Origin of the sequence: Vibrio sp. 1F255, assembly GCF_041439145.1 — a bacterium.
Taxonomy (GTDB): domain Bacteria; phylum Pseudomonadota; class Gammaproteobacteria; order Enterobacterales; family Vibrionaceae; genus Vibrio; species Vibrio crassostreae_C.
Genome location: NZ_JBGONQ010000003.1, coordinates 19,781 through 32,728 on the forward strand (window position 1 = coordinate 19,781; position 12,948 = coordinate 32,728).

Annotated in this window: 9 protein-coding genes; 3 read left to right on the forward strand and 6 right to left on the reverse strand. The window is 45.5% G+C overall.

Going from position 1 to position 12,948, the window contains the following annotated elements:
* Window positions 1-62: 62 nt before the first annotated feature.
* From ACED41_RS02845 to ACED41_RS02855, 3 genes are all read right to left on the reverse strand, one after another.
* Window positions 63-2,903 (reverse strand): Hsp70 family protein, encoded by a 2,841-nt coding sequence (locus tag ACED41_RS02845; protein WP_371724428.1) that lies wholly within the window; start codon window positions 2,901-2,903, stop codon window positions 63-65.
* 153 nt (window positions 2,904-3,056) lie between these two features.
* Entirely contained in the window at window positions 3,057-5,015 is a 1,959-nt protein-coding gene (locus tag ACED41_RS02850) for an Hsp70 family protein (RefSeq protein ID WP_371724429.1), read from the reverse strand.
* Window positions 5,015-5,647, reverse strand: coding sequence for a DUF2760 domain-containing protein (locus ACED41_RS02855; protein ID WP_017091262.1), 633 nt, complete (start codon window positions 5,645-5,647; stop codon window positions 5,015-5,017). The genes ACED41_RS02850 and ACED41_RS02855 overlap by 1 nt, the downstream gene beginning before the upstream one ends.
* 350 nt (window positions 5,648-5,997) lie before the next feature.
* Here ACED41_RS02855 and ACED41_RS02860 point away from each other — a divergent pair, with 350 nt between their 5' ends.
* A complete protein-coding gene (locus tag ACED41_RS02860; RefSeq protein WP_371724430.1) occupies window positions 5,998-7,536 on the forward strand; it encodes a diguanylate cyclase domain-containing protein in 1,539 nt (512 codons plus the stop codon).
* A gap of 87 nt (window positions 7,537-7,623) precedes the next feature.
* Complete coding sequence (locus ACED41_RS02865) at window positions 7,624-8,154, forward strand: 3'-5' exonuclease (RefSeq protein WP_017060438.1); 531 nt, start codon at window positions 7,624-7,626, stop codon at window positions 8,152-8,154.
* A 122-nt stretch (window positions 8,155-8,276) separates the two neighbouring features.
* Here ACED41_RS02865 and ACED41_RS02870 read toward each other — a convergent pair whose 3' ends face one another.
* The 3 genes from ACED41_RS02870 to ACED41_RS02880 form a co-directional block, all read right to left on the reverse strand.
* On the reverse strand, window positions 8,277-8,726 hold the full coding sequence (locus ACED41_RS02870) for a TerB family tellurite resistance protein (RefSeq protein ID WP_017060439.1): 450 nt from the start codon (window positions 8,724-8,726) through the stop codon (window positions 8,277-8,279).
* Window positions 8,727-8,879: 153 nt separating this feature from the next.
* Window positions 8,880-10,907, reverse strand: coding sequence for an alkaline phosphatase family protein (locus ACED41_RS02875; RefSeq protein WP_371724431.1), 2,028 nt, complete (start codon window positions 10,905-10,907; stop codon window positions 8,880-8,882).
* Window positions 10,908-11,008: 101 nt separating this feature from the next.
* Entirely contained in the window at window positions 11,009-11,461 is a 453-nt protein-coding gene (locus ACED41_RS02880) for a hypothetical protein (RefSeq protein WP_102428589.1), read from the reverse strand.
* A gap of 80 nt (window positions 11,462-11,541) precedes the next feature.
* Between ACED41_RS02880 and ACED41_RS02885 the strand changes: the two genes are divergently transcribed.
* Window positions 11,542-12,870: a MipA/OmpV family protein gene (locus ACED41_RS02885; protein ID WP_371724432.1), complete on the forward strand. Its 1,329-nt coding sequence runs from the start codon at window positions 11,542-11,544 to the stop codon at window positions 12,868-12,870.
* Window positions 12,871-12,948: the final 78 nt, after the last annotated feature.

The window sequence follows — 12,948 nt, forward strand, 5'->3', positions numbered from 1 at the left end:
TGGCTTTTTCTTTTCTTGCTAGCTTCTTTACCATTAGTAACGAAAGCTAATCGTTTTCAAACCTAGTTATTGATTAGGCTTAATCCGCTTGGTAACGCATCACCAAACACACGCTTAGATTCACTCTCAGAAAGCTCAGTCACTTCACTCACTAGTGTTAACCATGAGTCAGGTACCTTGCTTTGCTTAAGCTTCTCAATCACTTGATTGCGATAGTCGTCAGAGATATCAAACTGACGGTCACCGGTTTTTCGACAAATCATCACCGCTGCGAAGGCGATCATCTGCTCTTTCTGCCAGTTCTGTTCAAGCAGTTTTGGTAACCACTGTTCAGCTTGCTCTCTAGGAATTACGCTGTGTTGGCTGCCATACAAAGGCGTTCTTGATGCTAATCGTCCTAGCGCCCACCAGTGAGCCTGTTCAAATTGGTTATGGTTGATCGCTTTGCTTAAGAACCAACTTGCCAGCAGCACTTTGTCTTCAACCTCAAGTTGCTCAAGTGACGCCGCTAAACGGACCATGGCTTCATAACCATTATCTTGCGCATCTTTGGCTGTCTTAGGGTTCTTCATTGCACCTGGGTGAAGGTATTTAGCGATGTCAGCCAAGATACTCTCTTGCTGCTCTTGGTTTAGCCCACCAGCGACACGACGCCAGAATACCCACCAGTCTGTCCAGCCTTGGTGGTTCTTGAACTGAATGTTCTGTTGGTAAAGGCCCCAAATCTGTTCGATACGCCATGAGTCAGTCGGATCGCCAAAGCCAGGACGTAGCGAGTATCCCGCCAAACGTAGCCAGTTCTTCTCGTGTGCTTCTGAGCGGCGACGACGTTTACGACCTAATGAGAAGGTATCAAATAGATGACGAAGGGTCGTGAAGTCCCATTCATCGCGTTTACCTAGTCGCTTCTCAAGATCTTTCGATAGTGTTTTGATCTCTTTCGATTCAGCACTCTTCTTGTTGCCGCTGTACAGGCGAGAAATCAACTCCTTACACTCTTCCAATCTTGGGTGAAGCGCGGAGGTATCAGATTCATCGCCTTGCTTGTTTCTTACTTCAAACTCAAGCAACCAACGCTTAGAGTCATCTTCTATACTCACACACTCCATTTTCAATGTGCCGACTTCGGTTAACTGACAAGCGAGCAGTACTTCAACACGCTCTTTTTGGTTGGCTTGAAGTTCTGCAGTACCTGAGCCTTCCAGCGTAGAAATATACGGTGGGAGAGGGGAGAACAAGTCGGCATCCACATTGACCATCACACCGTTTTGAATGGCGGTGTCATGAGCAATTTGATCGTGTGTTGAAGTCAGAAGATTAAATCGTACTGGCTCACCTAAAGTCAGCGAGAAACGACGGCTGTTCAAGCGTATCTCTTGGCCTTCTTCGGTTCCTTTGGCAAGCAGACAAAGCGCTTTACCCATCTTGTTTTTCTCTTGCAGATGCAAGAAGTAAGAACGGGCAGCACCGCCACCGATTTTCAGCTGTGCACCGCGGCGTGCTTTACCAAAGGCAACCGCGCCAAGGGCAACAGACCAATCTGGATGAGGGTTATCAAGCACTGTGATAGGAGAACCGTTCCAGTTGCCCAGTAGCTGAGTAATTCGCTCTGTTACCAGTTCACTGTTAAACACACCACCATTGAGCAGCACGCCAACTGGAATTGCAGGTTTGGTGTCATCGAACTCAATAGAGTCTGAGTTTTCCAATGCGGCTTTAGACACTTGTTGGTGCGTTGCTAGGAATTCTGCAACGTGCTTACTCACCGCAGGGTCAGCCACGTAAGGCAGACCAAACTCAACCACAGCACTGCGGCGTTTGTCGGGTGTTTCAGTAAACTCAGAAAGCGGGAAGAAACCTTCCAATGCGATTTGATGGACTTCTTGTTTAGTTAAACCAATACTCTTAGTACCGCCAAGCAGTTTTGAACCGCTGCCCAGCATGGTGATCTTTACATCATCGGGCGCATTGGCAGAAAGCAGGCTCTCTTTTGCGGCGCGAGTCTGTTGAATCAGTTTGGTTAGGCTAGAGGCATTGAGCTTTTTGTTTTGATTGAAGCGTTGCTCAGCGAGGTGAGCAAGCGCTAAATCGAGGTTGTCACCACCGAGCATCAAGTGTTCACCAACACCAATACGGTCGAGTGCGAGCTCGTTATTACCGTCGCTGTTCGCATCGAATTTGGCTTCAATTAAGCTTAAATCGGTGGTACCACCTCCAACATCACACACTAGAATCAGTGGGATTTGTTGAAGTTCATCGGCTGCGGTTTGTTGGTGACGGGCATACCAGTCATAACAAACGGCTTGCGGCTCTTCGAGTAATAGAATCTTACCTAAGCCCGCCAGTTCTGCGGCTTCGAGTGTTAGCTTACGTGCTGTCTCATCGAAGGAAGCAGGAACGGTAACCACAACATCTTGGTCTTCCAGCTTGTTGCTCGGGTTACGGTAGTTCCATGCTTGGCGAATGTGGTTGAGGTAGCTTGCACTCGCCACAACTGGCGAGACTTTATCGACATCAGCTGCGCCAGCCCAAGGCATAATGTCGGAGTTACGATCAACCGCTTGGTGTGATAGCCAACTCTTAGCACTCGATACTTGGCGGCCTTCAACCTTAGCGCCTAATTCACGAGCCCATTCACCGACGATAACGTTCTTAATATCGCCTTCAACGGGGCTTGGTTCCCACGGCATCGTCAGGTCAGAAGGGGAGATTTGACCTTGTGCTGGGTGGTAACGAAAGGATGGAAGTAGGGGCTTGCGAACCACTTCACCGGGGCCGATGAGTTGGTCAATATCGAAAAGAGAAACGGGAGCATGTTGTAGGTCGTCGTTGATTTCACAGTAAGCGACAACCGTATTGGTTGTACCTAAGTCAATGCCGACTAAAAAACGAGGAGTTGCCATACAAAACCTTATTCTTCCAGAGTGATGACCAGTTTTTTGATAGCTTTGGTCTTATTGTTGTTATTCGTAAACGTCATTCCTGAGAAACAGGCAGGACTAGATTGAGAAATGCATTGATAAAGTAACGGCACCCGCTAAGGTGCCGTTGATTCATTATGCTTGTTCGTTTGAGTCGTTATTCGAGTCTTCACGAACATCGAACTCAACGTGCCACTTCTGACCGTTGTCAGTAGCAATCGCTTCTAGGTGTAAGGTGCCTAGCTCAGTAACGCGAGAAGCCAAAGTCACTGGAACCACTTCACCTTCGCGACGGCCTTCAGAAACCGGCAATGTCACTTGGATTTCAGGAAGCTCATCAAGCTCTTCAGGCGCCCAGTGATCAAGGTGCGTACCCGCTTCATCTTCACGACGAATGGTTGAACCGAAGAACTGGAAGTGTACTGGCTGACCAATCACTAGACCGAATTCTTGGCTAGGTACTTGTACGCTTGAACCTTCTTCCATACCAAATGGTGCAACACACAAAGCTTCCATCGGAGGAGCCATACCTGGGATAGCTGGCATCGCGCTTTCAATTCCTACGTAGTAAGAAGAAGCGATACCACCGCGGATACGAACGCCTTGGCCACGACGAACTGCGCCGTAGTATGAAGCGCCACTTGCAACCGCTAGGTCTAAATCTAAACCTGAAAGCTGTTTTGCGAACTCTTCGTCAGCATTGATCAACCATTCGTTGATCGTATCTGAAAGACGATCAGCAAGTAGGTTCGATTTTAGAACACCACCATTGAACAGGATTGCTGTTGGCTTGATGAAGTCTGCCGCTGGCGCTTCTGACCCTTGCGTACCGGGCATACCGGGCATGTTTGCAAACGGGTTGAAATCTTGCTGAGCCGTTTCGCTATTTCCAGAAAGCGCGTTCGCTTGCTTAGAAAGGAATGCGGCAATGTGACGAGTGATACCTGCGTCTTGAGCGTAAGGCAGACCCATTTGAGTCAGTGCGCCACGTGTCTTTTGTACTGGATGCTCAGTCACGGCTACTTTCGGGAAGAAGCCATCAACCAATGTTTGTTGTACTTCTTGCTGAGTCAGTTCTGTTTTCAGTGTTGCGCCAAGCAGTTTAGAACCACGGCTTGGAACAACGATAGGCATAGATTGCAGTTCAGCATTGTTTAGCAGTGCTTCTTTCGCATCACGACATGCGTGAGTCATCGCTTGAACCTGCCAAGGAGCCAGTTCTTTGCCTTCTTGCGCCAGTTTCATTTTCAGACGGTAAGCCAGTGCTAAGTCCATGTTGTCGCCGCCAAGTAGGATGTGTTCACCTACTGCGATACGGTTCAGGCTTAGGTTACCGTCATCTTGTGTTACTTCAACTAACGAAAGGTCGGTTGTACCACCACCGATATCGACAACAAGAACGATGTCACCAACGTTTACTTCATCACGCCATGTGTCGTTGCTGTTATCAATCCAGCTGTAAAGAGCCGCTTGTGGCTCTTCAAGAAGCGTTAGGTGAGTGAAACCGACATTACGTGCAGCTTCTGCTGTTAGGTCACGAGCCGCAGGATCAAACGAAGCTGGAACCGTGATCGTTACATCTTGGTCTGCCAGTTTGTGTTCTGGGTTAGCGTGGTTCCAAGCGTCTTTAAGGTGCTCAAGGTACAGTTCAGTTGTCTTAAGCGGAGACACTTTTTCAACTTCTTCAGGGCTGCCTGCAGGAAGGAAAGCATCGCGACGGTTAACACCACCGTGGCACAACCAAGATTTTGCACTTGCTACCAAACGGATTGGGGTTTTAGAACCAAGGTTACGAGCAATTGCACCCACTAGCGCTTTTGGCTCTGAAGACCAAGGAAGAACGCGAGAGCCCGCATTCATTTCATGTTCGTGCGGTTGGTATAGGAACGAGCCAAGTTGGCTGCGAGTTTCTACTGTACCTGGCGCCGTCAGTTGAGGGATTTGCATCACCTCTACGCGAGCATCTTCATTGCTTGTGTCGATGTAAGACAAAACGCAGTGCGTAGTACCTAAATCGATACCAACACTGAATTTAGGTGCTTGATGTTGCTCTTGAGAAGATAGCTCTTGAGCTGAATGACTTTGGTGTTCCATTATAGCTCTACCTCTGCCGGTGCAATTACAGATGCATCGTAGTTTTCAGCAAGCTTAGGCAGGTTCATGTCAGTTGCTTTCCAACCTTTGTGAACCAGTGTGCCGTTGAATGGCGCATTACCCGTTACGTTGCCAGTTAGGCGAATTTCTTGAGGGTTGAAACCTTCAGCAATAGTGATACGTGTTTCTTCATCTTCAGTGCGGATGTGAGACAGCGTTACGTAATCGGCTAATACTTTTTGACCGCCAGTGTGAATAACACGAGCTGCCGCGCCAACTTCTTCATCAGAGAATGATGTTAGGTCTTCTTTTAGGAAGTCAATTAAACGAGCTTCTTGCTGCATGATAGACAGTAGCTGCATTGCAGAATCTGTTGGTGCTGTTGCCAGCTTAGATTCAACTTCTACTACTTTTTCGATCACACGTTCAACTTCAACAACTTTCTCTACTTCGACAATTTTCTCAACTGGCTTTTCAACTTCAACGATCTTTTCTACTGGTTTTTCTACGACTTTCTCGACCACTTTGGTTTTACGAGAAACGGCAATTAGCAGTAGTAAAACGCTTGATGCAGTTAGGCCTGCGTGAAGCATATCAAACGTTTGTGGGATTAGGTTCAAATCAACGATCATAGTGATTTCTCTTTAAAATTGATTTAACGGTATATTCGTCGGTTTAAAGGAATATACAGGTTGGAAAGAAACTCAGTGGCATAAGGCCGAAATGGTCACTTTCAAGCTATAAATATGGGTGGATACTAGCATATTCAAGGCTTAAGGGCTTTATTTAATGTTTTCAATAAACTGGCTTTTTGGTGAGTTAGCTTGAAAGTTAATCGAGATTTGTTGGTTTATTAGCCGTAAATGTCCATGGGTTGTAAATAGTGTTAGTTTTATCCCATTGTGAGAGTCAAAGATAAATAGAGCCTAGCATTCCGGCAGTGTATACTTTCGACTCAAAATAACATCATATGGGAAGCTGTATGCCCCACACTACCGACCCTATAACAGGGTTGAAGAAACGAACTTTGCCGTTAGTTGTCTTTTTTGCCACATTTTTGATGACGGTGTTGTGTTTTGTTTTGGTTGCGGCGAATCAAAATAGGTCTTTGAATGAGAATCTGGATAGCTTTGCTCAGCATCAAACGCTCAGTTTAAAAGCGTTTATTGATAACGATGTCGCTTATATCGGTTCCGGTGCGAATTTTTTCTATTCTAATGATGTCGATAGTCGGGACCGATTTGATCGTTTTGCTCAGCAAACGATTAACGGCTCGAAAAGCCTGATCGGATTGCAGTGGATGCAAAAAGTAGCGGTAGAAGATATCGCCGAGCACACCGCCAAAATGAAAGCTCAATACCCATCCTATAGAATGTTTACTATCCCTAAACATGGGCCAAAAACTTATGGTTATGTCTTGGATGGCGAGCCCGTATTTATCGCGACAGATATTTATCCGAATGATCCAGTGAACAACGGTGTTTTGGGTTTTTACTCTTCTCGTGAGCGGTTTAATCTGGTCATTGAGAACATTAAAAAAACACGTGAAGCGAATATTTCAGACAAAGTTCGTCTATTGCAAGATGGTTTAGACAGCAACACACCTAAGAGCGGAATGTTGGTTTACCACCCTGTGTTTGATGGTCAAACGGACAATTTGTTAGGGGTTGTGATTGGTGTTGTTCGTACCACATACTATTTTGAGAAACTTCTGGCGTCTACTGTCGGCGATATGGACGTTTATGTGCGTGTTACCGATAGCGGTTTTGAAGCTGAAGATGCCCCGATAATGTTCGAAACCAATGGTTATGAAGCGGTAACTGGGCAGCACATTACAAAGACGATTACATTAACTAACCGTGAATGGATCATCGACTTCAAGATAGATGCATGTATTTCATTTAATGGTTACTTAGTGTTGGCGGGAATCGGCATAGTTGGTACCACTATCTCATTACTGCTTGCTTATATTGTGAACCTGCAAATTCGAGAGAAAGAGCGCTTGTATCGAATGATTGATGAAAGAACAGAAGAACTTCGCTTTCTTGCCAATCATGACAGTTTAACGGAAATTTATAATCGCCGAGCTTTTAATAAGATGCTTGGTCAATCGATACAAAGCGATAAGCCGTTTAGCTTAATAGTGTTTGATGTTGATAAGTTTAAAGAGATCAATGATAAGTTTGGGCACCCAGCCGGTGATGCGTTACTTATCCATGTGATTAAGGTTATCTCAGTGAGCTTGAAGTCTGGAGATAACCTATTCCGGATGGGAGGGGATGAGTTCGGTATCATTTCGAGCATCACTGAACATGACCCATTGTCTCGCTATTTAGAATGTATTTTAGAGAAGGTGAGTGAGTCTCATTGCGAGCATTCTGGCCAGCTATTGAGTTGTACTCTAAGCATCGGGGCTACCATCCGCACTAATGAAGACATTGAAGCGCTCCTTCAAAAAACTGACAGCATGTTATACCTAAGTAAGTCAAATGGCCGAAATCGAGTCACAATTGCAGGCTAAATGAGCACTTGATGCAACTGGGGTCGAGTTCTTTATTAGGCTCATGTACAATTTCACGAAATTTTTGACGAGAGAATTAGGCGACGTATGAATCACAATCGAGTGGTGTGTTTCGATTTGGAAATGTGCTGTTGGAGCGAAGACGGTGTAGGAACAACAGGGGAGATCATTGAAATTGGTCTTGCTGAGATCGATCTTGTATCTGGAACCATCGTGAAGCGCGCGCAATATTACGTTAAGCCCGAAAAAGACGAAGTCTCTCTATTCTGCGCCGAGTTAACGGGTATTACACCTCGTAAAATCGAAAAGCAGGGTCGCCCATTAGAGTCTGTTATCAAGTCGATGATTAAGAACTTCGGTGGCCCAAAGAAAATCTATGCAGCGTGGGGACGTGACGACCTTATCTTACACAAAGAGTGTATTGAGAAAGGTATCGAGCCTCCGTTTAGCGAGTTCTTAAACATCGCAACGCTTTACCGTGTTCAGAATCGCTTGAAAGACAAACGCATTGGTCACCGCGCTGCTCAAGAAGCCAAAAATATTGAGTGGGAAGGTCGTCAGCACTCGGGTTATGTCGATGCTTATAATCTTGCGAAACTCACATTAACTATGTTGTAGCTAAATTTTTAGCTCCTCTCAGCCCTGTTTAGTCAGCTTTCAGTTTACCGATTCAAAAAAGCGACCGGTTTCTTAACCCGTCGCTTTTATTTATTTCAGTTTCCAATTCATTATTTCAGGCACTAATTTTCGCCTAAAACACTTAACTTACTCTTGATGAAGTCACAGTGGTCAACGTAGAGCAGTTCTGCTGTTTTACGAATCACAGAATCTTCGATAGGGTCAATTTCCCCGTCGGCATGCGCTACTTCCCACATCGCTTTGATTAAGTCGATTCGCACTGGCTGAGATAGGTCTCTGAGTTGCGATGTAAAGTCATACAGCGATACTGATTGCTCTACTTTCGGCTCTGCTTGCGCGAGCAGTACCTTTGCTTGTTCTTCATCTAAATCCAGCAAACGCTGCAGAAGCTGTAGCTTAGCGACTCTTTCTGATTCATTGATCTGATGGTCGGCACCCGCGACTTCACACAACAAACTCGCGATGGCGATATTAGGTGATGTGCCTTGGTTTTTGCTTAGGTCCTGGCCTTCAATCAATTGTTTAAACATTGATGTGAGAGAATTGAACATAACGAGCTCCAGTTAAAATTTGTATCGAGTTCCGTAACGCTGATAGCTATCAACTATAACCATAAGCATAACTATTGGGTCTACAGAGTGTGATCGCAAGCGTCTTTACTAAAAACTGACATTACGGATACGCGAGCGATAAGGAGCATTTTATCAATCGGGCTCTGGGAAACGGGTAATTTTACCGTCGCCACTGAGTGTCGTGATCGATTGCGGTTTCCCATCAGTGTCTAGCCTCAATTCTCCAATCGCACTGCGGTTTGAAAGGCGATAGAAGGTCTGATTGTCAGGGCTTCGCTTTTCGATCTTCAAGCGTTTACGCTTAGTGAAGTAGTTCAAAACTGAGCGAGGGCTGTATAACAGGCGGTCCCATACATCGCAGAATTTAAGCAGCGGAGCAGGGAACTGATTTTTAATACCACTGCAGGTGATTTGATAGATGTTCGGGCTGTTGCGACGATACCTAAGCTTGATGTCATAAGCGAAGGAGTAGTGAACATCGCCAGAAAGTACCACGAAGTTGGTCGGTGTTTTGGTATGGGTAAAGATGCTAATCAGCGTATTAGCACTGCCCGGATGTGCCATCCAGTTTTCAGCGTCAATCACTAATGGCTTGCCGATTGTGGTCGCCATCTTTTGCAGTGTTTCAATAAACTTCACGCCAAACATCGGTGCAGCAGAAACGATCACCACTTTATCTTGATTCATTAACTGATGTTGAAACTCAATCAAGGCTTCCCAGTCCATTAAACCTGAAGGCTTATTCATGCGTGACTCTGAACGCCAACGGCGGGTTCGAGTATCTAACACAATGACTTTGGGTGAGGTATCTATTGTGTAATGCCACTCTTCAAAGCGACTCAGCATCTCAATAAAGGCTTGATGCTTGTCTGGCTCGATGTTGCCAATAGAGTGAGTAGTCGCTGCATTGCCGGCTTCATTATGAGTTTGTTTACTAATGCGCGGTTGTTTAGTAATGAGCGGTTGAGCGACAAAAAGCTGTTTTGCTTGCACGATAAACGTTTCATCGAAGCTCTCCGGTTTGTTACCCCAACCTTGACACATCCAGTAAGCCGCAAGGCCGTTACCAATGACTTGGGTCGCGAACTGGTTTTGGTCGACGGCATGCTCCCAACCCACGGTAAGGTTCCAATCATCCGTCACATCGTGATCATCGAAGATCATGTACGTTGGAATATGCGCGAACAGACGTTGCACTTGCGGTAAGCCAGCAATGAAATCATCCATGATGACGCTTTCATCACGCCATTGTTGCTGCTCAGTCGGTGTTAATTGGCGTCCACCTTGAGTGAAGTTATTCTCAATTAAACGCTCTCGATTGACGCATTGCCACAGTGTCGGAGACCAAACCAATAAGTACATCGCGATAAACTCAGACAGCGTGACCAAGTGGTTTTCACAATCGGTAGAGCTAAAAATCGGCACGCCACGGTTCGGGAATAACTTATCGATCATCGATTCTGAAGCTGTGTGGTGCGGCAAATAGTGATGACGCTGGTATAAGTGGTATTCACTGTTATACAGAGCGTCACTGTTGTTGATTTGTTTAATTTGCGAGTCAGTCGGTAAGCTTTCGCCTACAAGGCCAAGCAGGTGAATCACTTGTTGAATAGCATCAAGTGTTGGGCCTGCCACATGGTCGGCGTAGATCTGATCGCCGCTCATCATCAGCATGTCGGGTCTTTCAGCGACGGTTTGATCGACCATCTTGTTATCGGCTGCAACTAGGCTGTCTTTGCTTGGATGATGCGGGTTGCGGCAAGAGCCATGAAGAATGTAATCAGCTGAGGTCGATATCTTAAACTCAACGCGAGATTTACCGTTGTAAACAAGGTGAGGGGCGAGCTCTTTTAGTGAACCTGACTCTGTGTGAATGTCATATTCAAGCAGCGTATTAGTCGGAAACTCACCTTGTAAGCGAATTAGCGTTATCCACGCATGTGTACCGATTTGAATCGAATCATGTTCTTCAAGCGATGAGGTATAAAACGGCTGGTCTTGTGCTGCTTCAAAATCGTCTATTTCTTGAGTATGAAGCTCGGCTCTGCCTGTAAGAGGCGAGCTGGTGGCTAACCAAAGTACCACTTCAGTCGCGGTGGTTTTTCTTAAAATGGGTCCGGCGAGTAACAGGGGAAGAGATGATGTCGTAGAGGGTTTCAATACGGTACCTAAAATCGTTGGTGGCTAGTCGTCGTGGTGTTCTTTTGTTTCGAGCTTGTTCGTGTCTGGCTTTGTGGTTCCAAGCGTTGATGCTTCAAATTCTACTGAGTCAGATTCTGTTGATTATGCTCTGCAATCTCAGGCTCTGTCGTTTCAGATTCTGTTGATTCAAGAACTTCGATAACTTCTGAGCTAGAAAGTTCATGGCCCATTAGAAATATTGCCAATAGGGCATCGGCTTTGGTCTTGGTATCGGAAGGCTCGTCTAATAACAGTTCGAGCTTTTCTCGAATCATAGCAATCTCGTGCTCAACAAAGCCACGGCCTTCTTCATCCCCTTGATTGTCTTCAGGGGCATTATCGAATTCAAGAAATAGCATGTCACCGTCTAGGTTGGTATCCACCAAACGCTCAGGCAACCACGCCTCACCCATAACAATATCTGGATCGGAATCTTTGGGTAAGTGATCTATAATGTTTTGTAATTCGGAGACTTTCACAATACTTTCATTTAACCGAGAATATTCTACATTGTAACGGTCAATGCCGAGCAAACCTAAAAATAGTTAGCCGTCATGGTTAATAAATGTCTAATCAGTAACACAATATTTTTTCAAAGAGTAATTACACAAGAATGAAGCTCAAATATTTACCGACTCTTCCTTCATCTGGATTGGTTTTACTAGGTAGCGCTTTCCTAAGTGGCATTTTCGTAAGTGCTAATGCGTGGGCCGCTGAAGAGCAAGAGTGGGGCATCGCTGCAATGTTCCGTACAGCAAGCATCCCTTATGACACGTCTGGTGGCGACCAATCGGTTAGCTCATTCGTACCGATGCTGTTTTTCAAGAACGATTATGTGTTTATTGACGGTACTGAGATGGGGGCATACCTCTATCAAACTGACGATGAGAAGTGGTCTTTCAATGCTATCTCTCGCATGCGCTTTATTGATATTCCTACATCTGAGCAGAACGCGATTGAAGGCGATACGGCGGACTTTGGTGCTCAACTGACCTACCAACTTGATGATTCTTGGTCTGTCGAGACGGAGTTAATGAGCGACAGTGAATACAACTTCCACGGTAACTTACGAGCTAAAGCCAAGTATGAAACTGGAGATTGGGAGTTTTACCCGAGCGCGACGCTGCGTTATAAAAGTGCTGATTTCAACAGTGAGTATTACTCCGCATCTAATGAAACCATTGGTGCTGGTGTTGACTTAAATGTTGGTGTTGAAACGCGTTACCATGTGGTTTCTAACTTGTACTTATTGGGTTCAACCAGTGTGACTCGATTGGACGATAACGCTTACGATTCTTCGATTGTTGAAGACCGTTATCAGGGGGAATTGTACCTTGGCTTTGGTTTCTTTAACGACAAAGAGAAAGCGCCAAAACCTAAACTGAGCAATGCGCCGTACTTACGTGTCGCACACGGCTGGGGAACGCCATCCAATATTGGCGACATCATGAAGTTCAATAGAGAAAAAGACGAATACAACAACCAGTTGACCTCGTTCTTCTATGGACACCCGTTAACCGATGAGATCTTCGGTTTGCCACTGGATATCTATTTAACCCCAGGTATTGCGCACCACTGGAGTTCAGACGTTCAATCGAGCAGCACCGAATACATTATCGCAATCAAGGCGTACTACACCTTTGATTGGCCAACTCAGTGGCGTGTTGGTGTGGCAGAAGGTATGTCTTACATCGATTCGATTACCTATATCGAAGGCTCTGAGATGGACCGTAAAGGTTACACCGCAAGCCATCTATTGAACTACTTAGACTTCTCATTCGATGTCAACGTTGGCGACTTGATTGGTAAGAATGACTTGAACAACTTATGGTTCGGTTATTCATTGCATCACCGTTCTGCGATCTTTGAAAAATCCTCTCAGTATGGTCGTATCAAAGGCGGCAGTAACTACAACACGGTCTACTTCCAATATGAGTTTTAAGCGCAGTTTTTAACGTTAGCTTTAAACCAGAGTTGACTAAGTACGAATTACATTTGACCGCGCTTTCATAGCTCCTGC